At 72.8% G+C, this 23,712-nt stretch carries 23 protein-coding genes; 17 read left to right on the top strand and 6 right to left on the bottom strand.

Annotation, left to right across the window (positions count from 1 at the left end; translation table 11 throughout):
* Positions 1-2: 2 nt before the first annotated feature.
* The 7 genes from ACWC97_RS02485 (at position 3) to ACWC97_RS02455 (ending at position 5,571) form a co-directional block, all read left to right on the top strand.
* Positions 3-1,016: an NrtA/SsuA/CpmA family ABC transporter substrate-binding protein gene (locus tag ACWC97_RS02485; RefSeq protein WP_450647462.1), complete on the top strand. Its 1,014-nt coding sequence runs from the start codon at positions 3-5 to the stop codon at positions 1,014-1,016.
* Positions 1,013-1,843 carry an ABC transporter permease gene (locus ACWC97_RS02480; RefSeq protein WP_392277960.1) on the top strand — a complete coding sequence of 277 codons (831 nt, stop codon included), beginning with the start codon at positions 1,013-1,015 and terminating at the stop codon, positions 1,841-1,843. Before ACWC97_RS02485 ends, ACWC97_RS02480 begins: the two co-directional genes overlap by 4 nt.
* The gene (locus tag ACWC97_RS02475; RefSeq protein WP_450646943.1) at positions 1,840-2,604 is read left to right on the top strand and encodes an ABC transporter ATP-binding protein; all 765 of its coding nucleotides are present in this window, start codon (positions 1,840-1,842) and stop codon (positions 2,602-2,604) included. Before ACWC97_RS02480 ends, ACWC97_RS02475 begins: the two co-directional genes overlap by 4 nt.
* A complete protein-coding gene (locus ACWC97_RS02470) occupies positions 2,605-3,492 on the top strand; it encodes an ABC transporter substrate-binding protein (RefSeq protein WP_352274726.1) in 888 nt (295 codons plus the stop codon). It begins immediately after the preceding gene.
* A gap of 4 nt (positions 3,493-3,496) precedes the next feature.
* Complete coding sequence (locus ACWC97_RS02465; protein ID WP_352274725.1) at positions 3,497-4,570, top strand: LLM class flavin-dependent oxidoreductase; 1,074 nt, start codon at positions 3,497-3,499, stop codon at positions 4,568-4,570.
* 189 nt (positions 4,571-4,759) lie between these two features.
* The gene (locus ACWC97_RS02460) at positions 4,760-5,008 is read left to right on the top strand and encodes a WhiB family transcriptional regulator (RefSeq protein ID WP_352274724.1); all 249 of its coding nucleotides are present in this window, start codon (positions 4,760-4,762) and stop codon (positions 5,006-5,008) included.
* A gap of 62 nt (positions 5,009-5,070) precedes the next feature.
* Positions 5,071-5,571 carry a tetratricopeptide repeat protein gene (locus tag ACWC97_RS02455; RefSeq protein WP_450646940.1) on the top strand — a complete coding sequence of 167 codons (501 nt, stop codon included), beginning with the start codon at positions 5,071-5,073 and terminating at the stop codon, positions 5,569-5,571.
* Positions 5,572-5,628: 57 nt separating this feature from the next.
* On the opposite strand, the gene ACWC97_RS02450 is transcribed toward ACWC97_RS02455, so the two are convergent.
* On the bottom strand, positions 5,629-6,603 hold the full coding sequence (locus tag ACWC97_RS02450; protein WP_450646938.1) for an acyl-ACP desaturase: 975 nt from the start codon (positions 6,601-6,603) through the stop codon (positions 5,629-5,631).
* A gap of 169 nt (positions 6,604-6,772) precedes the next feature.
* Positions 6,773-7,189, bottom strand: coding sequence for an SsgA family sporulation/cell division regulator (locus ACWC97_RS02445; protein ID WP_450646937.1), 417 nt, complete (start codon positions 7,187-7,189; stop codon positions 6,773-6,775).
* 174 nt (positions 7,190-7,363) lie between these two features.
* Between ACWC97_RS02445 and ACWC97_RS02440 the strand changes: the two genes are divergently transcribed.
* Positions 7,364-8,464 (top strand): WD40/YVTN/BNR-like repeat-containing protein, encoded by a 1,101-nt coding sequence (locus ACWC97_RS02440; protein WP_450646935.1) that lies wholly within the window; start codon positions 7,364-7,366, stop codon positions 8,462-8,464.
* Positions 8,465-8,521: 57 nt separating this feature from the next.
* Here the strand turns inward: ACWC97_RS02440 and ACWC97_RS02435 are convergent, their stop codons facing one another.
* Positions 8,522-8,821, bottom strand: a complete 300-nt coding sequence (locus ACWC97_RS02435; protein WP_385209013.1) for a YciI family protein — start codon at positions 8,819-8,821, stop codon at positions 8,522-8,524.
* Between the two features lie 146 nt (positions 8,822-8,967).
* Between ACWC97_RS02435 and ACWC97_RS02430 the strand changes: the two genes are divergently transcribed.
* Together ACWC97_RS02430 and mmpA are read left to right on the top strand one after the other, a co-directional pair.
* Complete coding sequence (locus ACWC97_RS02430; RefSeq protein ID WP_450646933.1) at positions 8,968-9,645, top strand: endonuclease V; 678 nt, start codon at positions 8,968-8,970, stop codon at positions 9,643-9,645.
* Positions 9,646-9,694: 49 nt separating this feature from the next.
* Entirely contained in the window at positions 9,695-9,838 is a 144-nt protein-coding gene (gene mmpA / locus ACWC97_RS02425; RefSeq protein ID WP_352274718.1) for a morphogenic membrane protein MmpA, read from the top strand.
* Between the two features lie 28 nt (positions 9,839-9,866).
* Here the strand turns inward: mmpA and ACWC97_RS02420 are convergent, their stop codons facing one another.
* Positions 9,867-11,057 (bottom strand): saccharopine dehydrogenase family protein, encoded by a 1,191-nt coding sequence (locus tag ACWC97_RS02420; protein ID WP_450646931.1) that lies wholly within the window; start codon positions 11,055-11,057, stop codon positions 9,867-9,869.
* Between the two features lie 217 nt (positions 11,058-11,274).
* Between ACWC97_RS02420 and ACWC97_RS02415 the strand changes: the two genes are divergently transcribed.
* The 4 genes from ACWC97_RS02415 to ACWC97_RS02400 are packed head-to-tail and all read left to right on the top strand — an operon-like array spanning position 11,275 to position 17,048.
* Positions 11,275-12,405 (top strand): CaiB/BaiF CoA transferase family protein, encoded by a 1,131-nt coding sequence (locus ACWC97_RS02415; protein WP_450646929.1) that lies wholly within the window; start codon positions 11,275-11,277, stop codon positions 12,403-12,405.
* Between the two features lie 51 nt (positions 12,406-12,456).
* Positions 12,457-13,599 (top strand): acyl-CoA dehydrogenase family protein, encoded by a 1,143-nt coding sequence (locus ACWC97_RS02410; RefSeq protein WP_352274715.1) that lies wholly within the window; start codon positions 12,457-12,459, stop codon positions 13,597-13,599.
* A gap of 32 nt (positions 13,600-13,631) precedes the next feature.
* Positions 13,632-14,846 carry an acetyl-CoA C-acetyltransferase gene (locus tag ACWC97_RS02405; RefSeq protein WP_385209030.1) on the top strand — a complete coding sequence of 405 codons (1,215 nt, stop codon included), beginning with the start codon at positions 13,632-13,634 and terminating at the stop codon, positions 14,844-14,846.
* A gap of 30 nt (positions 14,847-14,876) precedes the next feature.
* Positions 14,877-17,048: a 3-hydroxyacyl-CoA dehydrogenase NAD-binding domain-containing protein gene (locus tag ACWC97_RS02400; protein ID WP_450646927.1), complete on the top strand. Its 2,172-nt coding sequence runs from the start codon at positions 14,877-14,879 to the stop codon at positions 17,046-17,048.
* Between the two features lie 28 nt (positions 17,049-17,076).
* Here ACWC97_RS02400 and ACWC97_RS02395 read toward each other — a convergent pair whose 3' ends face one another.
* Positions 17,077-17,808, bottom strand: coding sequence for a MerR family transcriptional regulator (locus tag ACWC97_RS02395; RefSeq protein ID WP_352274712.1), 732 nt, complete (start codon positions 17,806-17,808; stop codon positions 17,077-17,079).
* Positions 17,809-17,939: 131 nt separating this feature from the next.
* Here ACWC97_RS02395 and ACWC97_RS02390 point away from each other — a divergent pair, with 131 nt between their 5' ends.
* The 3 genes from ACWC97_RS02390 to ACWC97_RS02380 all read left to right on the top strand — a co-directional run bounded on the left by ACWC97_RS02390 (position 17,940) and on the right by ACWC97_RS02380 (position 22,472).
* Positions 17,940-18,416: a macro domain-containing protein gene (locus tag ACWC97_RS02390; RefSeq protein ID WP_352274711.1), complete on the top strand. Its 477-nt coding sequence runs from the start codon at positions 17,940-17,942 to the stop codon at positions 18,414-18,416.
* Positions 18,417-18,637: 221 nt separating this feature from the next.
* On the top strand, positions 18,638-19,648 hold the full coding sequence (locus ACWC97_RS02385) for a helix-turn-helix transcriptional regulator (RefSeq protein ID WP_450646925.1): 1,011 nt from the start codon (positions 18,638-18,640) through the stop codon (positions 19,646-19,648).
* Between the two features lie 133 nt (positions 19,649-19,781).
* Complete coding sequence (locus ACWC97_RS02380; protein WP_450646923.1) at positions 19,782-22,472, top strand: M4 family metallopeptidase; 2,691 nt, start codon at positions 19,782-19,784, stop codon at positions 22,470-22,472.
* Positions 22,473-22,550: 78 nt separating this feature from the next.
* Here ACWC97_RS02380 and ACWC97_RS02375 read toward each other — a convergent pair whose 3' ends face one another.
* Positions 22,551-23,600, bottom strand: coding sequence for a LacI family DNA-binding transcriptional regulator (locus ACWC97_RS02375; protein ID WP_352274708.1), 1,050 nt, complete (start codon positions 23,598-23,600; stop codon positions 22,551-22,553).
* Positions 23,601-23,712 lie beyond the last annotated feature (112 nt).

The raw sequence follows: 23,712 nt of genomic DNA, 5'->3' as shown, positions 1-23,712 counted from the left end.
ACATCCCCCGCACCCGCCGAAGGGCCGCCGCCGCCCTTCTCGCCGCCACCGCACTGCTCTCCCTCACCGCCTGCGGAACCTCCGGCGGTTCCGGTTCCGGCAACGGCTCCACGGCCCGGTCCACGGTCGAGGTCCGCATCCCCGACCCCGGCAACTCCGGCGTCCTCGCCCTCGGGAAGAAGGACGGCAGCCTGGACCGGGCGCTCGCCGAGGTCGGTGCCAAGGTCCGCTGGACCGGCAGCGCGGGCCCCTTCGCCCCCGCCGCCCAGGCGATGAACGCCGGCCAACTCGACATCGCCACCGGCTCCATCACCTCCGGGATCACCTCGCTCGCCCAGCGCCCCGGCTTCAAGTTCTTCACCGCCGTCGCCCCGGACGCGGCCGGTGAGGGCATCCTGGTCAGGAACGGCTCCGGCATCACCTCCGTCAAGGACCTGGTGGGCAAGCGGGTCGCCGTCAACCAGGGCGGCACCGGCGAGTACCTGCTGCTGAAGGCCCTCGCCCAGGCGAAGATCCCCGCCGACCGGGTCGAGCGGGTCTATCTCCGCCCCGACCAGACGGCCGCCGTCTTCAACGCCGGGCAGGTCGACGCCTGGGCGGTCTGGGCGACGTACGCCGTGGCCGAGATCGGCAGCGGCAAGGCGCACTTCGTCGCCGACGGCGCCGCGATCGGCTCCGACAACTACAGCCTCAACGCCGTACGCACCGGCTTCGCCGAGCGGCATCCCGAGATCGTCAAGGCGCTCTACCGCTATCTGCACGAGGCCAGCGCCGAGGAGAAGCGGAACCCGGCCGCGTACCTCAACGTCTTCACCGACGTCGGGCCGACCGCCGTCACCGGGAAGGCGAAGGAGGTCCAGACCGGGTTCACCCGCCAGGGCGGCACGGTCGACCCCATCGGGCCCGAGGACATCGAGCGCTTCCGGGCCGTCGCGGCCTTCTACGCCGAACAGAAGGTCACCAAGGGCCGGATCGACGTCACCCCCCACCTCCTCGACATCGAGAAGCCGGCATGAGCGCCACCGCCCCGCCCCCGGGGCTCGTCCGCCCACGCCCGCCCCGCCACCGGGCCCGGAGCCGCGGCTACGCGGCGACCGTCCGGGCCCTCGGCCCGGTCGCCCTGCTCGTCCTGTGGTGGACGGCGTCCGCCACCGGCGCCCTCACCCCCGACGTCCTCGCCTCGCCCGCCGACGTGGTGCGCGCGGTGGGGGAGCTGTGGGCCGACGGACAACTGCCCGACGCCCTCACCACCTCCCTGACCCGCTCCGGAATCGGCCTCCTCATCGGCCTCACCGCCGGACTGGTCCTCGGCATCACCACCGGATTCACCCGGCTCGGCGACGAACTCCTCGACTCCTCCCTCCAGACCCTGCGCACCATCCCCTTCCTCTCCCTGGTGCCGCTCTTCATGGTCTGGTTCGGGATCAACGAGACCGCCAAGATCCTCCTCATCGCCGTGGCCACCACCTTCCCGATGTACGTCTCGACGTCCGGCGGGGTGCGCGACACCGACCCCAAGCTCGTCGAGGCCATGCGCAGCTTCGGCATGGGACGGCTCGCCCTGGTCCGCGAAGTGGTCCTGCCCGGAGCGCTGCCGTCGCTCCTGGCCGGGCTGCGGCTCTCCATGACCCTCAGTGTGATCGCCCTGATCGCCGCCGAGGAGATCAATGCCACGGCCGGCATCGGCTATCTGATGTCCCAGGCCCAGAGCTACGCCCGCACCGATGTCCTCGCCGTCTGCATCCTCGTCTACGGACTGCTGGGGCTCGCCGCCGACATCGCCGTACGGCTCCTGGAACGCGTGCTCATGCCCTGGCGCACCCGGCAGGGGGCCACCCGATGACCGACTCCACCGCCGTCCACGTCAGCGGGGTGCGCCGCGTCTTCGGCGGCCGCGCCGTGCTCGACGGGCTCCGGCTCGACATCGCACGCGGCGAGTTCGTCGCCCTGCTCGGCGCGAGCGGCAGCGGCAAGACCACCCTGCTCCGCATCCTCGGCGCCCTCGACGCCGCCGACGCGGGGGAGGTCCTGGTCCCCGAGGCCCGCACCATCGTCTTCCAGGAACCCCGGCTCGTCCCCTCCAAGAAGGTCCTCGCCAATGTGACCGTCGCCCTGCCGCGCGGACGCTCCCGGGACGGGCTGCGGGCGCTGGCCGAGGTCGGTCTCGAACGGCACGCCGACGCCTGGCCCGCCACCCTCTCCGGCGGCGAGGCGCAGCGCGTCGCCCTCGCCCGGGCCCTGGTGCGCGAACCCGAACTGCTCCTGCTCGACGAGCCGTTCGCCGCCCTCGACGCCCTGACCCGGCTCCGTATGCAGGACCTGGTGGGGGAGTTGTGCCGTCGGCACCGGCCGGCCGTCCTGCTCGTCACCCACGACGTCGACGAGGCCGTACGGCTCGCCGACCGGGTTGCCGTACTGCGCGACGGCCGCCTCGTCACCGACGAACCCGTCACCGTCGACCGCCCGCGCGATCCGGGCGACCCCGCCTTCGGCGCACTGCGCCGACGCCTCCTGGACGACCTCGGGGTCCGTACCGACCCGCCCCTCCCGAAGACCCCCGATGCTCCCGAAACCCCCGACCGAACCGAAGCCGGAGTGATCTGAATGACCATCACCATCGGAGTGCACAGCAGCAACCCGTCGCTCTACCACCTCCACCACCTCACCCGGCTCGGCCTCGCCCAGGAGGAACTGGCCCCGCTCGGCGAACGCGTCGTCTTCCACCCGTACACCGACGGCGTCCGCACCGGCGAACTCCTCGCCCGGGGCGTCATCGACTTCGGCGGCACCGGCTCCACCCCGCCCATCACCGCCCAGGCCGCCGGCCACGACATCGTCTACGCCGCCGTCTCCGCACCCCGCCCCGAGCACGGCGCCCTCCTGGTCCCCGAGGACTCCCCGGTACGCACCGTCGCCGACCTCAAGGGCACCACCGTCCACCTCGCCGTCGGCTCCTGGCAGACCCACCTCGTCGCCAAGGCGCTCGACGACGCCGGACTCTCCTACGCCACCGACATCACCCCGGTCCGCGGCGGCGCCCACAGCGAGGAACTGCTGCGCACCGGCGCCGTCGCCGCCTGGGTCGCCCAGGGCGCCCAACTGGCCGCCGCCCGCCGCACCGGCGGACTGCGCACCCTGATCCGCACCGGCGACGTCATCACCGACCGCTCCGTCTTCTTCACCCGCCGGGACCTCGCCGAGAGCCGCCCCGAGGTGGTCGAGGCGCTCGTCCGGGCCCTGCGGAAGGCCGACGAATGGGCCGCCGCCCACCCCCGGCAGGCCGCCGGGATCGCCGCCGCCGACCTCGGTGGATCGGCCGACGACTGGGAGAGCGCGCTGCGCGCCCTGCCGTGGCGGATCGAACCGGTCACCGACGCCTTCCTCGCCGAGCAGCAGGAGGCCGCCGACATCTTCCACCGCACCGGCGTCGTCGAGAACGCCGTCACCGTCGCCCACGCCCTGGCCGGGGCCCGCGCGGACCGGGCGGCGTGACGCCATGACGACCGAAGTCCTCTGGTACATCATCCCGCGCGAGGGCGCCTACCCCTGGGAGCCCGAAGGCAGGCGCCCCATCGACCACGGCTACCTCGCCCACCTCGCCGGCGCCGTCGAACGCCTCGGCTACAGCGGGGCGCTCCTCGCCACCGACCTGTACGACGTCTGGCCGCTGGGCAGCGCGCTGGCCGCCTCCACCAGCACCCGGTTCAAACCGCTGCTGGCCGTCCACCCCGGCCTGATCCCGCCCACCCTGCTCGCCAAGATGGCCCTCACCTTCGACCACCTCTTCGGCGGCCGGCTCCGCTTCAACGTCGTCAACGGCTCGACGAAGTCCCTCCAGGAGTACGGGCTCCACGTGGAGCACGACGAACGGTACGAGCTGAGCGCCGAGTACTGGTCGATCGTCAAACGGCTCACCGCCGGCGAGGTCTTCGACCACAAGGGCCGCTTCTACGACCTGAGGAACGCCGGGGCCTCCTTCGGCGAGCTGAAACCGGTCCAGGAGTCGCACGTACCGCTCTGGTTCGGCGGCTCCTCCGACCCCGGCATCGAGATGGCCGCCCAGCACGTCGACGTCTTCCTCACCTGGGGCGAGCCCCCGCACCTGCTGAAGGAGAAGCTGGACCGGGTCAGGGCGCGGGCCGCCGCCCACGGCCGCACGCTCAGGATCGGGCTCCGCCTCCACCTGATCGTCCGTGACACCGAGGCCGAGGCGTGGGCGGCGGCCGACCGGCTCCTGGACGTGACGAGCGCGGCGACCTACGCCCGGCAGCTCGGGGCCGGGGCGGGGGAGGACGGGGTGGGCTGGCAGCGCCAGTTCCGCCAGCACGGCGGCAGGGTTCCCGCCCGGGCCCGGGAGCTGGAGACGTACCCCAACCTGTGGCCGGGCATGAGCCTGTTCCGGCCAGGGCCCGGCACCGCCGTCGTCGGTTCCACGGCCCAGGTCGTGGAACGGCTGACGGAGTTCCGGGAACTGGGCGTCGACACCTTCATCCTCTCGGGGAACCCGCTGCTGGAGGAGGCGTACCGGGTGGCGGAGACGGTGCTCCCGGCACTCGGCGTCCGCCGCTGACCCGGACGGGGAGGGCGCCGGCGGGGGCAGGGCGCGGCCGGGAGGGCGCGGGGGAGCGCCGCGCCCTCCCGGCGTCCGGGTTTCCCGGCCCCGCCGCCCGGGTAGTCGAAGAGCTGGCCGGAAGTCGTCGGCGCGCCGCATTGATGGCGCGTTGATCAGTCGTTTATCGCGGCCGGGCATGGTGGTCCCATGCTGATCAACACCGCGACCGACCCCGCGCTCGCCTGGCAGGAGACCGCGCTGTGCGCCCAGGCCGGCCCCGAGTTCTTCTTCCCCGCCCCCGGCAGCTCCACCCGTGAGGCCAAGCAGCTCTGCGGCGCCTGCGAGGGGCGGGTGGCCTGTCTGGAGTACGCCCTCGCCAACGACGAGCGCTTCGGCGTGTGGGGCGGACTCTCCGAGAAGGAGCGGGAGCGGCTGCGCAGAACGCGCCGCGCCTGAGTGCCCTCCCGAAGGTCCCGCCCGGATCAGGCCGGACGCACGGGACCTGGGAGGATACCGGAATGAACGACAACGACCGGGACACTCTGCTCGCGGCGGCCGTGGCCCTGCGCACGGAGGGCCACCGCGAGGAGGCCCGGCAGCGGCTGCTCGCCCTCTGCTCCGCCTTCCCCGACGACGCGACGATCGCCTACCAGACCGCCTGGGCCCACGACGTACTCGGCCTGGAGGCCGAGGCCGTGCCCTTCTACGAACGTGCCCTGGCCGTGCCCGGACTGACCGAGGAGGACCGCCGGGGCGCGCTGCTCGGACTGGGCAGCACCTACCGGGTGCTCGGGCAGTACGGGAAAGCGGTCGGGACCCTGCGCGAGGGCGCGGAGGAGTTCCCCGGGGACGGGGCGCTGCGCACCTTCCTCGCCATGGCGCTCTTCAACACCGGCGAGCACCACGAGGCGATGCGGCTGCTGCTGGAACTGCTCGCGTCCGGCAGCACGGACCCGTCGGTGCGCGAGTACCACGAGGCGATCACGTACTACGCCCAGGACCTGTGCGCGACGGTGTGAACGCCGGGCGGCGGGGCGGGGCCGGTCGCCCGCCCCGCCGCCCCGGGCCGTCCGCCGTCAGGCGCGGCCGCGCGCCGCCATCCGGGCCTTGCGGGCCGCCAGCTTCTCGTCGAACTTCGACGCCTCGTGGTCCAGGCCGCCCATGAACAGCCCCAGCTCCTCCTGCGCCTTGAGCCCCTCCGGGCCCAGGCCGTCGATGGAGAGGACCTTCAGGTAGCGCAGCACCGGCTGGATCACGTCGTCGTGGTGGATGCGCATGTTGTAGATCTCGCCGATCGCCATCTGCGCGGCGGCCCGCTCGAAGCCGGGCATGCCGTGGCCGGGCATCCGGAAGTTCACGACGACGTCGCGCACGGCCTGCATCGTCAGGTCCGGGGCCAGCTCGAAGGCCGCGCCGAGCAGGTTGCGGTAGAAGACCATGTGCAGGTTCTCGTCGGTCGCGATCCGCGCCAGCATCCGGTCGCAGACCGGGTCGCCCGACTGGTGGCCGGTGTTGCGGTGCGATACCCGGGTGGCCAGCTCCTGGAATGCGACGTACGCCACCGAGTGCAGCATCGAGTGCCGGTTGTCCGACTCGAAGCCCTCCGCCATGTGCGCCATCCGGAACTGCTCCAGCTTGTCCGGGTCGACCGCGCGCGAGGTGAGCAGGTAGTCGCGCATCACGATGCCGTGCCTGCCCTCCTCCGCCGTCCAGCGGTGCACCCAGGTGCCCCAGGCGCCGTCGCGGCCGAAGAGCGAGGCGATCTCGTGGTGGTAGCTGGGCAGGTTGTCCTCGGTCAGCAGGTTCACCACCAGCGCGATCTTGCCGATGTCGGTGACCTTGGACTGGTCGGGCCGCCACGGCTCGCCGTCCTCGAAGACGCCGGGGAAGTTCCGCCCGTCGGAGAACGGCACGTACTCGTGGGGCATCCAGTCCCGGGCGACCTTCAGATGGCGGTTGAGCTCCTTCTCCACCACCTCTTCCAAGGCGTACAGCAGCTGGGCGTCGGTCCACGCCTTCGGACTGCCGAGGTGGGGAGCGGTGATCGTCACGGGGGACTCCTGGGGACGGGAGAAGTACCTACGGATACGTAGGTTACGAGACCGTAGGTTAAGGCGGGGGTAAGCCCACCGCCAAGCTGCCCCGTTCCGCGCCCTGTTATCTGACGTTATGTGGGGATGTGATGCTCCGGATGTGCCGGACCCCCGCCGGGGCCGGGGTTCAGCAGGCGCCGCCGAGCAGCGCGGTCAGCCCCCGGTCGAGGTCGAGGAAGCGGTGCTCGTCGCCGGCCGGCACCCGCTCCTGCGAGCGCGTCAGGAAGCGCCGGAGCTCCGCCGTGCGGACGTGCACCATCGCGACCCCCTCGACGGCGTGGAACTCCAGGACCGTACGTTCGTAGCCGAACGGTGCGACGCGTACGTCCCCGACGCCGGCCGGCGCCTCCAGCCCCTCGGCCAGGAGTTCGCGGGAGAACTCCCAGACGACCTCGGTGCCCTCCAGGGTCGCGGAGGCGGGGAACGCCATCCGTACGGTGAACGGGTCGGCCGGGTCGTACTGGAGCCTGGCGGGAAGGGTCTCCATCCGCGGCGCGGACGCGACCATGCGGGCCTGCACGGACTGCTGGATGACGGTGGACACGACCTGCTCCCCTCTCTGCGGGACGAACGGTTCCCGCCACTGAGGGAGACGTCGGTTTCCGCCCGTCCGTGCATCCGGCGGCGAGGTGAACTGTGTCACCGCACGTCGCGGCGGTGCGTCGTCGCGCGGCGACCTCTGGACGCGGCGCGAACGCGTGGGCTAGCTTCCACCGCCATGAGGGTCAAGGGGAAGACGAGACGACTGATGTCCTGGGGGCTCTGCGCGGCGGCGCTGGTCGCGGCCGCGTCCGCACCGGCGGGAGCGGCGACCCCGCACGACCGGGGCCGGCCCGGTGAGCGCCCGGTGTGGACGCTCACCGACACCGGCACCGACGCGCGGTTCCGCGGCCTGGCCGCCGTCGACCGCCGCACCGCCTGGGTCGCCGGCTCCAAGGGCACGGTGCTGCGCACCGTCGACGGCGGCCGGCACTGGCGCGACGTGTCACCGGCCGGGGCCGCCCAGGAGGCACTGGAGTTCCGTGACATCGAGGCGTTCGACGCCCGCCGCGCGGTGGCCCTGGCCATCGGCGAGGGGGAGGCGTCCCGGGTGCTGCGCACCGAGGACGGGGGCGCGACCTGGACGGAGTCGTTCCGCAACACCGACGCCCGCGCCTTCTACGACTGCCTCACCTTCTTCGACAGCCGCAACGGGCTGGCGATGAGCGATCCGGTCGACGGGAAGTACCGCATCCTCTCGACCGGGGACGGCGGCCGCAGCTGGCGGGTGCTGCCCGCCGCGGGCATGCCGGCCGCGCAGCCCGGGGAGGCGGCGTTCGCCGCCAGTGGCCAGTGCCTGGTCTCCTCGGGCCCCCGGGACGTCTGGCTGGCGACCGGCGGCGCCGCCAACGCGCGGGTGCTGCACTCCGCCGACCGGGGGCTGACCTGGACCGCGACCGGGGCGACGATCCCGGCCGGGGACCCGGCCCGGGGCGTCTTCGGCCTCGCCTTCCGCGACCGCCACCACGGCATCGCGGTCGGCGGCGACTACCGGGCCGGCGAGCCCTCGCCCCGGGCCGCCGCGGTGACCGGCGACGGAGGCCGCACCTGGCGGCAGTCCGCCACCCCGCCGACCGCCTACCGCTCCGGCGTCGCCTGGCTGCCGCACGACAGGTCCGGCGCGCTCGCGGTCGGCCCGACCGGCACCGACCTCACCACGGACGGCGGCCGCACCTGGCGCACCGTCGACACCGGCTCGTACGACACCGTCGACTGCACGGGGGACGGGGGCTGCTGGGCGGCCGGGGAACAGGGCCGTGTGGCCCGCGCCGGACGCTGACCCCGTACGGCACACCTCCCCGCGGCGGGCTCCGGACCGCCCCGGGGAGGTATCCCGCTACCCCGGCAACTGCTGCCGGTACGGGGCCAGTTCGGCGGCCGTCTTCGTCGCGATGAACTCCGTCACCGTGTACGCGCACACCCCGTGCACCGTGAACGGGTCCGCCGCGACGATCTCCTCGATCGCCGCCCGGTCGTCGCCGACGGCCAGGATGATCCCGCCGTCACGCGGATTCTTGCGCCCCGAGGCGATGAACACCCCGGCCGCGTACTGCGCGTCCAGCCAGGCGACATGGTCCGCGAGCAGCGCGTCGACGCGCTCGACGGGTGCGGTGTAGGTCAATTCCAGTACGAACATGCCGCCAGGCTACGGGCCGGAAAGCGGCGCCCGGACACCGCCCGGCCGGTCGTCCCGCCGCCCCGGACGACCACCATCGGCCTAGGCGCGCTCACCTGTTGCCGCGGACCCATCGAACGGGGCGACCTCCTAGACTCGATCGCACCATGACAAAGTTCTCGATGCCCGCCGACGAGACCGAGGCCCGTGCCGTCCAGGAGACGCTGCGCGCCCGGGTGGTGCTCGACGAGCCGGGGCCGCCGCCCGGCACCGGGCGGGTCACCGGCGTCGACGTGGCCTACGACGACGAGCACGATGTCGTCGTCGCCGCGGCGGTCGTCCTCGACGCCGCGACGGCCGAGGTGGTCGCCGAGGCCACTGCCACCGGCCGGGTCACCTTCCCGTACGTCCCCGGCCTCCTGGCCTTCCGGGAGATCCCGACCGTGCTGGCCGCCCTCGAAGCGCTGCCGGTCGACCCCGGGCTCGTGATCTGCGACGGGTACGGCCGGGCGCATCCCCGCCGCTTCGGGCTCGCCAGTCATCTCGGGGTGGTCACCGGCCTCCCGGTGATCGGCGTCGCCAAGAACCCGTTCACCTTCACCTACGAGCAGCCGGGTCCGCGCCGGGGCGACCGGTCACCGCTGCTCGACGGCGAGGAGGAGGTGGGCGCGGCCCTGCGTACCCAGGACGGCGTCAAGCCCGTCTTCGTCTCGGTGGGCCACCGTACCGGCCTCGACAACGCCTGCGCCCACACCCTGCTCCTGGCCCGCGGCTTCCGGCAGCCGGAGACCACCCGCAGGGCCGACGCGCTCTGCCGCCGGGTCCTGAAGGAAGCGACCGCCTGAGTACCCCCGCGGATACCGCTCGACGATCATGACCGGCAAGCTTGTGTTCATGAACGAACATCGAACGTCTACACGACCCGGCACCGTCTACCTGGCCCAGCGCCGACTCGCGGTGGGGGTGACACTCGGGATGGTGGCGGGCGTGGTCTGGGCCGTGTCGATCGTCTGCACGCTGGTGTCCTGGGCGCTCTGACGCCGTACGGGCGGCCCCGGGCCGCCGCTCAGCGGACGGCCGCGACCCGGAAGCGCAGCCCGGCCGCGCGCAGCCGCTCCAGCAGCGCGTCGCCCATCGCGGCGGCCGTGGTCAGCTGCCCCGAGACCGGCGGGAGGTCGTCCAGAGCGAGGCAGAGCGCGGACTCGGCGAGCATCTTCGCCGTCTCGTCGTAGCCCGGATCACCGCCCGAGACCTCGGTGAAGACCCGCCGTCCGCCGCCCTCGCCGATGAACCGCACCCGGAACCAACTGCGCCCCCGCCGCTCCGCGTCCGGCCCCTGCCCCGGCTCGTACCGGGCCATCAGCCAGGACCGGGCCGCCGGGATCTGCGCGGCCCCCAGCAGGAGGCCGGCCGCCGCCGCGCCGCCGAGCGCCACCGGCAGGCGCCGCACCGAGGCGAAATGGCGGTACCGGAAGTCGGGGCCGTACCGGTCCAGCGCCCGCGCCGAACGCTCGACGACCCGGGGGTCCAGGGTCGGCAGCGGCAGCGCCCAGGCACCGGTCTCCGGGCTGAAGTGCGGGACGCCCAACGGGGCGCGCGCCCGGCGGGCGACCAGCCGGGGCTCGTGCAGCCGGCGCTCCCGGGCGGCGCGCAGCATCCCGGTGCCCCGGCCCATCGCGGTGAGCGCCGAGGCGAACGTGCCGCCGGAGAAGACGGCGTCGCTGCTGACGAAGGCGTCGACGGTCAGCGGCACGTCCCGCGGCAGTTGCCGCACGGTGAAGTACGCCCCGAGGTCGTGCGGTACTGAGTCGAAGCCGCAGGCGTGCACGAGCCTGGCCCCGGTCTCGCGGGCCCGCGCGTCGTGCTCCAGGTACATCCGGTCCACGAACTCCGCCTCGCCGGTGAGGTCCGCGTAGTCCGTCCCCGCCTCGGCGCAGGCCGCGACGAGCTTCGCCCCGTACCAGACGTAGGGCCCCACCGTGGTGGCCACCACCCGGGCCGACTCGGCGAGGGCGCGCAGCGAGGGCTCGTCGTCCGCGTCGGCGTGCAGCAGCGGGAGGTCCGCGCAGTGCGGGGCGAGCGCGGTGAGCCGCTCGCGCAGGCGCTCCAGCCCGGCCCGGTTCCGTCCGGCCACGGCCCAGCGCAGACCGGCGGGGCCGTGGACGGCCAGATACTCGGCGGTGAGGGCGCCCACGAAGCCGGTGGCGCCGAAAAGGACCACGTCGTAGGGGCGTTGTGCCCCGTTCCGTCTGTTCATTGACTGCCTCCGCGGGGGCCGGGTGCCGATGTGGCAGCCAGAGGCTAGCGGAGGTGGCCGTGGCGCTGCCCGGCAGGGCGGCCGGGGTGCGGGAGGATCCGGAACGCGGCACCGGGGACGTCCGGGGCGCCCGCTCGGGCCCAGGGGTTGTGCGGAGCGCGGCACATTCTTAGCATCATCGATGTTACATCAGTTGTGTCATACCGCTGGGGGCTTGATGACCACGACAGAGCACGACCCGCGGGGCCCGCTGGCAGGGGTGCGGGTGGTCGAGCTGGCCGGCATCGGACCGGGTCCGTTCGCCGCGATGCTCCTGGCCGACCTCGGCGCCGACGTCGTCCGGGTCGACCGGCCCGGCGGCCCGGGGCTGGGCATCGATCCCGCGTACGACCTCACCAACCGCAACAAGCGCTCCGTCGTCGTCGACCTCAAGGCCGAGGGCGGGGCCGCCACGGTGCTCGACCTGGTCGAGCGCGCCGACGTCCTGATCGAGGGCTACCGGCCGGGCGTCGCCGAACGCCTCGGGGTCGGCCCGGACGCCGCCCTGGCCCGCAACCCCCGGCTGGTGTACGGCCGGATGACCGGCTGGGGCCAGGAAGGGCCGCTCGCCGAGCGCGCCGGGCACGACATCGCGTACATCGCGCTCACCGGCACCCTCTCGATGATCGGCCGGCCCGACGAGCCGCCCACCGTCCCGGCCAACCTCGTCGGCGACTACGCGGGCGGCTCGCTCTACCTCGTCGTCGGCGTCCTCGCCGCCCTCCAGCACGCCCGCACCCCCGGCGGCCGGGGCCAGGTGGTGGACGCGGCGATCGTCGACGGCTCCGCCCACCTCGCCATGATGATCCACGGCATGCTGGGGGCCGGCGGCTGGCAGGACCGGCGCGGCTCCAACCTCCTGGACGGCGGCTGCCCCTTCTACGGCACCTACGAGACCGCCGACGGGCAGTACATGGCGGTCGGAGCACTGGAACAGCGGTTCTACGAGGAGTTCGTCCGGCTCCTCGGTCTCGGCGACGCCGCGCCGGACCGGGGCGACATCGCCCGGTGGGAGGAGCTGCGCACGGCGGTCGCCGCACGGTTCCTTACCCGTACGCGCGCCGAGTGGACCGAGGTGTTCGAGGGGACGGACGCCTGTGTCGCCCCCGTCCTCTCGCTCCGTGAGGCGCCCGGCCATCCGCACCTCGCCGCCCGTTCCACCTTCGTCGAGCACGAGGGCCTCACCCAGCCCGCCCCCGCGCCGCGCTTCTCCGCCACCCCCGTCTCCGTACGCCGGGGGCCCGCGCGGCCCGGCACGGACACCGAGGCCGTCGCCGCCGACTGGGACGTCCCCGGCCTCACCGGCTGACCGGACGGCGCGGCGCCCCCACCACCGACCCACGACTCCAGGAGGACCGCTGTGCAGCGGCAGATCTTCACCGAGGAGCACGACGCGTTCCGCGAGACCGTGCGGACCTTCCTCACCAAGGAAGTGCTCCCGCACTACGAGCAGTGGGAGAAGGACGGCATCGTCTCGCGCGAGGCATGGCTCGCGGCCGGCCGCCAGGGGCTGCTGGGCCTCGCCGTGCCCGAGGAGTACGGAGGCGGCGGGAACACCGACTTCCGCTACAGCGCCGTCCTCGCCGAGGAGTTCACCCGGGCGGGCGCCCCCGGCCTCGCGCTCGGCCTCCACAACGACATCATCGGCCCCTACCTCACCGGCCTGGCCACCGAGGAGCAGAAGCGGCGCTGGCTGCCCGGTTTCTGCACCGGCGAGACGATCACCGCCATCGCGATGACCGAACCCGGCGCGGGCTCCGACCTCCAGGGCATCCGCACCACCGCCGAGGACAAGGGCGACCACTGGCTGATCAACGGCTCCAAGACCTTCATCTCCAACGGCATCCTCGCCGACCTGGTCGTGGTCGTCGCGAAGACCACGCCCGAGGGCGGCGCGAAGGGGCTCTCGCTGATCGTCGTCGAACGCGGCGCCGAGGGCTTCGAGCGGGGCCGCAACCTCGACAAGATCGGCCAGAAGTCCCAGGACACCGCCGAGCTCTTCTTCCACGACGTACGCGTCCCCAAGGAGAACCTGCTCGGTGAGCGGGACGGCGCCTTCATCCACCTGATGACCAACCTCGCGCAGGAGCGGATGGGCATCGCCGTGGCCGGGATCGCCGCCGCCGAGCACCTGCTGGAGATCACCACGAAGTACGTCAAGGAGCGCGAGGCGTTCGGCCGGCCGCTCGCCAAGCTCCAGCACATCCGCTTCGAGATCGCCGAGATGGCCACCGAGTGCGCCGTCACCCGCGCCTTCCTGGACCGCTGCATCGTCGACCACTCCGAGGGGACGCTGGACGCCGTGCACGCCTCGATGGCCAAGTGGTGGGCCACCGAACTGCAGAAGCGCGTCGCCGACCGCTGCCTCCAACTGCACGGCGGATACGGCTACATGGCGGAATTCCCGGTCGCCAGGGCGTTCACAGACGGCCGTATCCAGACCATCTACGGAGGTACGACCGAGATCATGAAGGAGATCATCGGCCGCTCCCTCCTCGCCTGAACCTCGCACAACCACCCCGAAAGGCTGCTGTCTTGAGTACCGAAGCGTTTGTCTACGACGCGATCCGCACCCCGCGCGGCCGCGGCAAGGCCAATGGGGCCCTGCACGGCACCAAGCCGATCGACCTCGTCGTCGGCCTCATCCACGAGATCCGCGACCGCTTCCCCGGCCTCGACCCGGCGGCCATCGACGACATCGTCCTCGGCGTGGTCAGCCCGCTCGGCGACCAGGGCTCCGACATCGCCAGGATCGCCGCCATCGCCGCCGGGCTCCCGGACAGCGTGGCCGGCGTCCAGGAGAACCGCTTCTGCGCCTCCGGTCTGGAGGCCGTCAACCTGGCCGCGGCCAAGGTCCGCTCCGGCTGGGAGGACCTGGTCCTCGCGGGTGGCGTCGAGTCGATGTCCCGGGTGCCGATGGGCTCGGACGGCGGCGCCTGGGCGATGGACCCGATGACCAGCTACCAGGTCGGCTTCGCCCCGCAGGGCGTCGGCGCCGACCTCATCGCCACCATCGAGGGCTTCTCCCGCCGCGACGTCGACGAATTCGCCGCGCTCTCCCAGGAGCGCGCCGCCGAGGCGTGGAAGGAGGGCCGCTTCGCCCGCTCCGTCGTCCCCGTCAAGGACCGCAACGGACTCGTCGTCCTCGACCACGACGAGCACATGCGCCCCGGCACCACCGCCGACTCGCTCGCGGCCCTCAAGCCCTCCTTCGCCACGGTCGGCGAGCTGGGCGGCTTCGACGCCGTGGCGCTCCAGAAGTATCACTGGGTCGAGAAGATCGACCACGTCCACCACGCGGGCAACTCCTCCGGCATCGTCGACGGCGCCGCCCTCGTCGCGATCGGCAACAAGGAGACCGGCGAGCGCTACGGGCTCACCCCGCGCGCCCGGATCGTCTCCGCAGCCGTCTCCGGCTCCGAGCCGACCATCATGCTGACCGGCCCCGCGCCCGCCACCCGCAAGGCCCTCGCCAAGGCCGGGCTGACCATCGACGACATCGACCTCGTCGAGATCAACGAGGCGTTCGCCGGCGTCGTGCTCCGCTTCGCCCGCGACATGGGGCTCTCGCTCGACAAGATCAACGTCAACGGCGGCGCCATCGCGCTCGGCCACCCCCTCGGCGCCACCGGAGCCATGATCCTCGGCACCCTCATCGACGAACTGGAGCGCCGCGACCAGCGGTACGGCCTCGCCACCCTCTGCGTCGGCGGAGGCATGGGCATCGCCACCGTCGTCGAGCGCGTCTGACCGTCCCCCCGCCTACGGAGAAGAAGAACCATGACCGAGAGCACGACCATCCGCTGGGAACAGGACGAGACAGGCGTCGTCACCCTCGTACTCGACGACCCGGACCAGTCCGCCAACACGATGAACCAGGCGTTCAAGGAGTCCATCGCCGCCGTCGCCGAGCGCGCCGAGGCCGAGAAGGACTCCATCCGGGGCATCATCTACACCTCCGCCAAGAAGACCTTCTTCGCCGGCGGCGACCTCAAGGACATGATCCAGGTCGGCCCCGACAACGCCCAGCAGGTCTTCGAGACCGGCCTCGCCATCAAGAGCGCGCTGCGCCGCATCGAGACCCTCGGCAAGCCCGTCGTCGCGGCCATCAACGGCGCGGCGCTCGGCGGCGGCTACGAGATCGCCCTCGCCGCGCACCACCGCGTCGCCCTCGATGCCCCCGGCTCCCGGATCGGCCTGCCGGAGGTCACCCTCGGCCTGCTCCCCGCCGGCGGCGGCGTCACCCGCACCGTCCGCCTCATGGGCATCGCCGACGCCCTGCTGAAGGTCCTCCTCCAGGGCACCCAGTACACCCCGCGCCGCGCCCTGGACAACGGCCTGGTCCACGAACTCGCCGCGACCCGCGAGGAGATGCTCGACAAGGCCCGCGCCTTCATCGACGCCCACCCCGAGTCCCAGCAGCCCTGGGACGTCAAGGGCTACCGGATCCCCGGCGGCACCCCGTCGAACCCGAAGTTCGCGGCCAACCTGCCGGCCTTCCCGTCGAACCTGAAGAAGCAGCTCGGCGGCGCCCCGATGCCCGCGCCCCGCAACATCCTGGCCGCCGCCGTCGAGGGCTCCCAGGTCGACTTCGAGACCGCGCAGACCATCGAGGCCCGCTACTTCACCGAGCTGGTCACCGGCCAGGTCGCGAAGAACATGATCCAGGCGTTCTTCTTCGACCTCCAGGCCGTCAACTCCGGCGCCAGCCGCCCCAAGGGCATCGAGGAGCGTCAGGTCACCAAGGTCGCCGTGCTCGGCGCCGGGATGATGGGAGCGGGCATCGCCTACTCCTGCGCCCGTGCCGGGATCGACGTCGTGCTCAAGGACGTCTCCGCCGAGGCCGCCGCCAAGGGCAAGGCGTACAGCGAGAAGCTGCTCGACAAGGCGCTCGCCCGGGGCCGCACCACCGAGGCCAAGCGCGCCGAGCTGCTGGCCCGGATCACCCCGACCGCCGACCCCGCCGACCTGGCGGGCTGCGACGCCGTCATCGAGGCCGTCTTCGAGGACACCGCGCTCAAGCACAAGGTGTTCCAGGAGATCCAGCACGTCGTCGCCCCGGACGCGCTGCTCTGCTCCAACACCTCCACCCTGCCCATCACCGTCCTCGCCGAGGGCGTCGAGCGCCCGGCCGACTTCATCGGGCTGCACTTCTTCTCGCCCGTGGACAAGATGCCGCTGGTCGAGATCATCAAGGGCGAGCGGACCGGCGACGAGGCCCTGGCCCGCGCCTTCGACCTGGTCCGCCGGATCAGGAAGACCCCGATCGTCGTCAACGACTCGCGCGGCTTCTTCACCTCCCGGGTCATCGGCCAGTTCATCAACGAGGGCGTGGCGATGGTCGGCGAGGGCGTCGAGCCCGCCTCCGTCGAGCAGGCCGCCGCCCAGTGCGGCTACCCGGCCAAGGTGCTCTCCCTGATGGACGAGCTGACCCTCACCCTGCCGCGCAGGATCCGGAACGAGACGAAGCGGGCCGTCGAGGAGGCCGGCGGCACCTGGCCCGGCCACCCCGGCGACGAGGTCGTCGACCGGATGGTCGACGAGTTCGGCCGCCCGGGACGCAGCGGCGGCGCGGGCTTCTACGAGTACGACGAGAACGGCGCCCGCACCCGCCTGTGGCCCGGACTGCGCGAGCACTTCACCAAGCCGGACACGGACATCCCGTTCCTCGACATGAAGGAGCGGATGCTCTTCTCCGAGGCGCTGGACAGTGTCCGCTGCCTGGAGGAGAACGTCCTGATCACCGTGGCGGACGCCAACATCGGCTCCATCATGGGCATCGGCTTCCCGCCGTGGACCGGCGGCGTGCTCCAGTACATCAACGGCTACGAGGGCGGGCTGCCCGGCTTCGTGGCCCGCGCCCGGGAGCTCGCCGAACGGTACGGCGACCGCTTCCTGCCGCCCGCGCTGCTGGTGGAGAAGGCCGAGAAGGGCGAGACCTTCCACGACTGACGGCGGCCCCGGCCCCCGCGGGCCGCGTTCACTCCGCGGTGAACGCGGCCCGCAGCTCCTGCTTCAACGACCGCTGGAACGCGGTCACCAGCGCCTGGAGCACCATCGGCTGCATATGGGCCGAGAGCGACTTCATCGCCGCCACGTGCTCCGGGTCCGACTCCCGTTCCCGGTACGGTCCCCACACCTCGTCCCGGAACAGCCGGGTCAGGTCCCGCGCCGCCGACCGGGAGTGCTCCAGCAGCACCGTGCGGGCGGCCAGGATCGTCTCGTGGGCGATCGGCACGCCCAGCAGCTCGACCCCCAGCCGCAGCAGCCCCGGATCCAGCCGGTAGTTCCCGTCGACCGACTCCGCGCGCTCCAGCACCCCCATCGCCGCCAGCCGGGCGAGGTCCTGATCGGACAGGGCCCGGCCCGCCCGCCGCTCCAGCTCCGCCCGGGTCGCGTCCTCCGGTGAGTCCGGTGCCCAGGAGGCGACCAGGGCCCGGTGGATCGCCAGGTCCTGGGCGCTGAGGTCGGGCGGCAACTGCTCCAGGTAGCGCTCGATCGCGGCCAGGGTCATGCCCTGGTGCTGGAGCTCCTCGATGAGCGCCAGCCGGGAGAGGTGGTCGGGGCCGTAACGGCCCACCCGGCGCGGGCCGATGACCGGGGGCGGCAGCAGCCCGCGGGTGCTGTAGAAACGCACCGTACGCACGGTCACCCCGGCGCGTGCCGCCAGCTCGTCGACGGTGAGCGCGGGCTCGTCGGCCCCGGTCGCCATATCTGCTCCTCGTGTCCGGCCGTGGGGGACGGGCCGCGGCGCGCGGCGTCCGTCCACTGCAACAGTATTGCTGTCTCACCAATGATGTGAAAGTGCCCGACTGTCAGAGGCGCCGCGTAGGGTCTGTCCGCATGTCCGGCATCACATACATCCAGGGGGACGCGACCGCGCCCCAGGCCAAGGGCGTCAAGCTGATCGCCCATGTCTGCAACGACCTCGGCGGCTGGGGCAAGGGGTTCGTCCTCGCGGTCTCCCGCCGCTGGCCCGAGCCCGAGGCGGCCTACCGCCGCTGGCACCGCGAGCGCGCGGAGAACGACTTCGGCCTCGGCGCGACGCAGTTCGTCCAGGTGCGCCCGGACGTGTGGGTGGCCAACATGGTGGGCCAGCGGGGCATGCGCCGGGGAAGCAACGGCGTCCCGGTGCGCTACGAGGCGATCGGCACGGCGCTCGACGCGGTCGCCGGGAAGGCCCGGGAGCTGGGGGCCTCCGTCCACATGCCGCGGATCGGCTGCGGGCTCGCCGGCGGGAAGTGGTCCCGGATCGAGCCGCTGATCGAGGAGCGGCTGACCGGCCGGGGCATAGCGGTGACGGTGTACGACTTCGACTGACGCCCCGGCCGCCCCGACCCGCCCCGGCCGACGAGAACCGGCCGGATAGCCTGCTTCCGTTTGGCGTGGCGGCAGGAAGCGGGGTGGGGCCGGTGACGGGTGCCGGGGCTGGTGACGGGGCCGGGGCCGGTGCGGGTGACGGAGTGTCCGCGGGGCGCGGGGGGTCCGGAGGACCCGGGGGCGCTCCACCACCCGGCCCGGTCGACACGTCCCTGCTCACCATGCTGGGGCTCGCCCCGGACGAGGACGCGGTCTACCGCCGTCTGGTGGACCGGCCCGACAGCGAACCCGAGATGTTCACCGGTCCGCTGGACGTCCGGGCGGTCACCCGGGTCCTCGACTCCCTCGTCGACCGGGGGCTCGCCAGCGCCGCCCGGCCGGACGACGGGGGCGTGGTCCGCTACCGGGCCGCCTCCCCGCTCCTCGCGCTCGGCCCGCTCCTGGAATCCCGCCGCTCCACGCTGCTCCGGGTCGAATCGCTCGTCGGTGATCTCGCCGAACGCCACCGCTCCGCCCAGACGCACGCCTCGGGGGCACCGGTGGAGGTGCTCTCCGGCCCGGCCGCCATCCGGCAGCGGCTGCTGAGCATGCAGCGCCGGGCCAGGAGCGAGGTGTGCACCCTGGTGCCGACCCGGCGGGTGCCCGCCGTGCTCAGCTTCGAGGACAACCACCACGAGGTGGACGCCGAGATGGCCCGCCGGGGCGTGAGCGTGCGCAGCGTGGTCGAGCGGGAATGGCTGGAGAACCCGCACACCGCCGCGCTGCTCTCCTCCTGCGTCGCCCAGGGCCAGCACGTCTCCGTCACGGACAAGCTGCCGATCAAGCTCGCCATCGTGGACCGCCGGGTCGCCCTGCTGCCGCTGGACCCGGAGCGCGAGTCCGAGCCGGTCGCCCTCGTGGTGCACCGTACCGGCCTGCTCACCGCGCTCGTCTCGCTCTTCGAGGAGCACTTCGAGAAGGGCTGGCGGCTGAGCATCACGGGCTCCGAGGAGGAGCGGGGCGAACGGATCGCCGCCGTCGACCGGCAGATCGTGGCCCTGCTCCACGTCGGCCTGACCGACGCCGCCATCGCCCGCCAGCTCGGCATGGGCCACCGCACCGTCCAGCGGCGGCTGCACGCGCTGATGGACGAGGTCGGCGCGGCGACCCGCTTCCAGCTCGGCTGGTACGCGGCGCGGGCGGGCTGGCTGCCGGATGTTCCGGGCAACTCCGGCGCACCCGGCGGCGGCTGAGGCGTAATTACGCCACGGCGCTTTCGCGCCAGCGTCATCCCTTGTTCACCCGCACCCGCATGGCGAACGATCAGCACGTCAAGCGCTCGATGCCCCGTACGGGTCGGGCGCAGGTGTGCGATGGGGAGGTCCTGTGAGACGAACGAACGTGCTGCGCCTGCTGGCGACCGGGGTGGTCGCTGCCGCGACCGGCGCGTCCCTGATGGCCGCGCCGGCCTGGGCGGGCGACACCGCACCGGAGCCGGCGCCGGACCGGGCCGGGGTCGCCCCGGTGATGACGCAGGGGCTGGACGAGGCCGCCCGCGCGGGCACCCCGGCCCAGGCCGCCCGTGCCCACATCAAGGCGCACCAGGACACGTACAAGGTCCCCGTCTCCGAGCTGAGCACGGTCAGGACGACCAAGGACGGCGCGCAGTCCTCGGTGCGCTTCCAGCAGAAGCACCACGGGGTCCCGGTCTTCGGCGCCGAGTACGCGGTGCAGACCCGGGCGGCCGACGGCGGCCAGCAGGTCACCTCCGCGACCGGCACCCTCTACACCGACCTCACGGTCTCCACCACGCCGACGGTGAGCGAGGCCACCGCGAAGCAGCGGATGTTCTCCCTGGACCGCGGCCTGTCCGGCGTGCGGGGCGCGAAGACCGAGGCGCACGGCCTGTCCGTCCTGCCCGACGCCAAGGGCGGCCGGTTGGCCTGGCACTTCACCGTCACCGGCGGCAGGGCGAACGGCGCCCCGGTCCGCCAGGAGGTGTACATCGACGCCCGGGTCGGCGGCATCGCGCTCTCGTACAACAACATCGACGCGGCCGACGCCTCGCCCGCGCAGGGCACCGGCGTCCGCGTCGACGGCACCGAGGCGAAGCTGGACGTCAACAAGGAGACGGACGGCTCGTACACCCTCGTCGACTCCACGCGCACCATGTACCCGGTCACCGGCGGCCAGATCCGCACCTACGACGCGCAGCGCAAGCAGTACACGGACGTCGCGGGCGGCCCGGTCGGCGACGACGTCCCGCTGGTCACCTCGGCGGGCGACCGCTTCGACGGCGCCCACACCACCTCCGGCGCGGTCGACGCCCATCTGAACGCGGCGAAGGTCTACGAGTACTACGAGAACCAGATCGGCCGCGACGGCGTCGACGGCAAGGGCGGCACGATCTACTCCGTCGTCAACGTCGCCTCCAACGGCAAGGACTACGCCAACGCCTTCTGGGACGGCTCCAAGATGGTCTACGGCCACATGAACGGGGTTCCGCTCTCCGTCGGCCTGGACGTCGTCGGCCACGAGATGACGCACGGCGTCACCGAGCACTCCGCCGGTCTCGTCTACCTCAACCAGTCCGGCGCGCTCAACGAGGCGATATCCGACTACTTCGGCAACGCCATGGAGACCGCCGACAAGGGCATCGCGATGAGTGACCCCACGTCCGGCCTCATCGGCGAGTACCTCTGCAACGGCACCAAGCCGCTGGAGGAGTGCGCCCTGCGCGACCTGAACGACGGCCGCAGCGCGCAGAAGGACTACCAGCCCATCCCGCTCGACATCGACAACGGCGGGGTGCACTACAACTCCACCATCGTCGGCGGCGCGCTGTGGGACATGCGCAAGAACATCGACAGCAAGCTCGCCGACCGGATCGTCTACCGGTCCGCGCAGAACTACCTCACCCCGCTGTCCGGCTTCACCGACATGCGCAACGCGGTCACCCTCGCCGCCAAGTCGCTGAACGTCTCCCAGGCCGACCTCGCCGCCATCGACAAGGCGTTCGACGCGCACGGCATCGAGACCGGCTGGGAGCAGAAGGGCGGCACGCACGACGGCACCACCATCGGCGCCGACGTCCTGCCCGCGTACGAGGTCTACAGCGGGGTCGACGAGCAGGCCGCCCAGATCAACGGCGACGTCTACGCGATCAGCCACGGCGACGCCATCGCCTGGGACCAGGGCAGCGCCGCCTTCGGGATCACCGTGGGCCGCTTCGACAAGAAGCCCACGCACGAGCTGGCCCAGAAGGACGCCTACCTGCTCGACCCCTCGCTCGACGACGACCGCATCGTCTTCACCCGGATCGCCGGTGACTCCATCGGCGTCTACCAGACCGGTCCCAAGGGCCAGGGCGCGATCAAGAAGGTCGTGGACCGCCCCGACGCCGACGAGACCGAGCCGGTGACCGACGACGGCGCGCTCGCCTACATCAGCACCACCGCCGACGGCGAGCAGGACGTCATGCTCCGCAAGGCCGACGGCACCACGGTCAACGTGACCCCCGAGGCCGGCACCCGCGCGAGCCACCTGGCGATGAAGAACGGCCGCATCGCCTGGGCCGGCGGCGACGGCACGTACGTGTACGTCCACGACATCAAGACCGGTACCACGCAGACCAAGCGGATCGCCGGCTTCCTGTTCAACTACGTCTCGGACATCCAGCTCACCTCGGACCGGGTCTTCTGGCGCGAGACCGGCGGCTTCCTGATCCCGAGCACCGGCTTCGTGTCCGCCCCGCTCGACGACCTGTCCAAGGCCGCCAAGCTGCGCTACCCGTCGAGCGTCTACCTCGCCCAGTTCTCCGTCACCGACGAGTACTTCGCCTACTCCACGTTCGACCTGTGGGGCGCGCTCGGCTCCTGGAGCGGGCCGGGCAAGGCGAAGGTCGCCAGGACCGCCGACGTGGTCGCCGGTCTCGACACGTACACCCGGGTCTCCTGCTCCTCCGGCGCCCAGCTGGCCCCGTCGCTCGGTGACGGCCAGCGCATCGCCTGGCTGGACACCACCGCGGCCGCCACCGACGTGGTGACCCGCGCGACCTTCGCCGGAACCTGCGAGTAGCGGTCCGGCACCACCGCATTGAAGGCAGGGGCGTCCACCGGTACCTGGGGGCGCCCCTGCCACGTGTGCGACGGGGGCTCAGGCGGAGGCCCGGCGCACCAGCTCGGTCGGGGTGACCACCGACCGGGACCCCTCGTCGCCGCCGTCGCCGGACAGCCGCTCCATCAGCATCCGCACCATCAACCGCCCCATCCCCTCGACGTCCTGACGGACCGTCGTCAGCGGGGGATCGGTGGCCTCGGCTATCGACCCCATGTCGTCGAAGCCGACCAGCGCCACCTCGTCCGGCACCACCCGTCCCCGCTCGCGCAGCACCCGCAGCGCACCGGAGGCCATCAGGTCGTTGGCGGCGAAGACCGCGTCCAGGTCCGGGGCGCGGTCGAGGAGCTCCGCCATCGCCCGCGCACCCCCCTCCGCGGTGAAGTCCCCGTCCGCGACCAGGGCCGGGTCCGCGCCCGGCAGCACGTCGCGGTAGCCGTCGATCCGGTCGAGCGCCGAGGTCTGGTCCCGGGGCCCGGCGATGTGCGCGATCCGGTGGCGGCCCAGGGAGACCAGATGGCGCACGGCCGCCGCCGCGCCGCCCCGGTTGTCGCAGTCGACATAGGGCGCGCCCGGTCCGGGCTCCTCGCCGGGGCGGCCGGGCCGGCCGCCGTAGACCGTGGGCACCCGGAACCGGTGGATGACCGCGGGGAGTCCGCCGTCGGTGTGCAGCGAGAAGGCCAGTACGCCGTCCACATGACCGCCGGCCAGGTAGCGGGCGACCCGGTCGAAATCGCCGCGCCCCTCCACCAACAGAAGCACCAACTGCGAGTCGTGGAGGGTGAGTTCGCGGCTTATGCCGCGGATCTGCCGGGAGAAGAACGGGTCGGAGAAGAGCCGGGACTCCGGTTCGTCGACGATCACGGCCACCGCGCCGTTGCGCCGGGTGACCAGGGTCCGGGCGGCGTGGTTCGGGACGTAGCCCAGCTCCTCGACCGCCCGGCGCACCTGCTCCGCGAGCGGCTTGCGCACCCCGGCCCCGCCGTTCACCACCCGGGACGCGGTCGCCCGCGAGACCCCCGCGCGGGCGGCCACCGCCTCCAGGGTGGGGCGGGCCTCGGAAGCGGAATCGCGGGACGGACCGGGCAAGGGGCGCTCCTCGTACACACGGCATCGGGCCGGTCCTACCGCACCGGCGCCGCCAGCCTAAGGGCTGTCCCGTCACCGATGCCGCCGCCCCTCCCGGTGGAAGAGGGCGGCG

It is taken from the genome of Streptomyces sp. NPDC001108, from assembly GCF_053598535.1.
This window is presented reverse-complemented; position numbering and strand designations above follow the sequence as displayed.

Coding starts and splice junctions, on each gene's coding strand:
- ACWC97_RS02480 (WP_392277960.1), top strand. CDS start 1,013: ATGAGCGCCACCGCCCCGCCCCCGGGGCTCGTCCGCCCACGCCCGCCC.
- ACWC97_RS02475 (WP_450646943.1), top strand. CDS start 1,840: ATGACCGACTCCACCGCCGTCCACGTCAGCGGGGTGCGCCGCGTCTTC.
- ACWC97_RS02470 (WP_352274726.1), top strand. CDS start 2,605: ATGACCATCACCATCGGAGTGCACAGCAGCAACCCGTCGCTCTACCAC.
- ACWC97_RS02465 (WP_352274725.1), top strand. CDS start 3,497: ATGACGACCGAAGTCCTCTGGTACATCATCCCGCGCGAGGGCGCCTAC.
- ACWC97_RS02460 (WP_352274724.1), top strand. CDS start 4,760: ATGCTGATCAACACCGCGACCGACCCCGCGCTCGCCTGGCAGGAGACC.
- ACWC97_RS02455 (WP_450646940.1), top strand. CDS start 5,071: ATGAACGACAACGACCGGGACACTCTGCTCGCGGCGGCCGTGGCCCTG.
- ACWC97_RS02440 (WP_450646935.1), top strand. CDS start 7,364: ATGAGGGTCAAGGGGAAGACGAGACGACTGATGTCCTGGGGGCTCTGC.
- ACWC97_RS02435 (WP_385209013.1), bottom strand. CDS start 8,821: ATGTTCGTACTGGAATTGACCTACACCGCACCCGTCGAGCGCGTCGAC.
- ACWC97_RS02430 (WP_450646933.1), top strand. CDS start 8,968: ATGACAAAGTTCTCGATGCCCGCCGACGAGACCGAGGCCCGTGCCGTC.
- mmpA (WP_352274718.1), top strand. CDS start 9,695: ATGAACGAACATCGAACGTCTACACGACCCGGCACCGTCTACCTGGCC.
- ACWC97_RS02420 (WP_450646931.1), bottom strand. CDS start 11,057: ATGAACAGACGGAACGGGGCACAACGCCCCTACGACGTGGTCCTTTTC.
- ACWC97_RS02415 (WP_450646929.1), top strand. CDS start 11,275: ATGACCACGACAGAGCACGACCCGCGGGGCCCGCTGGCAGGGGTGCGG.
- ACWC97_RS02400 (WP_450646927.1), top strand. CDS start 14,877: ATGACCGAGAGCACGACCATCCGCTGGGAACAGGACGAGACAGGCGTC.
- ACWC97_RS02395 (WP_352274712.1), bottom strand. CDS start 17,808: ATGGCGACCGGGGCCGACGAGCCCGCGCTCACCGTCGACGAGCTGGCG.
- ACWC97_RS02390 (WP_352274711.1), top strand. CDS start 17,940: ATGTCCGGCATCACATACATCCAGGGGGACGCGACCGCGCCCCAGGCC.
- ACWC97_RS02385 (WP_450646925.1), top strand. CDS start 18,638: ATGCTGGGGCTCGCCCCGGACGAGGACGCGGTCTACCGCCGTCTGGTG.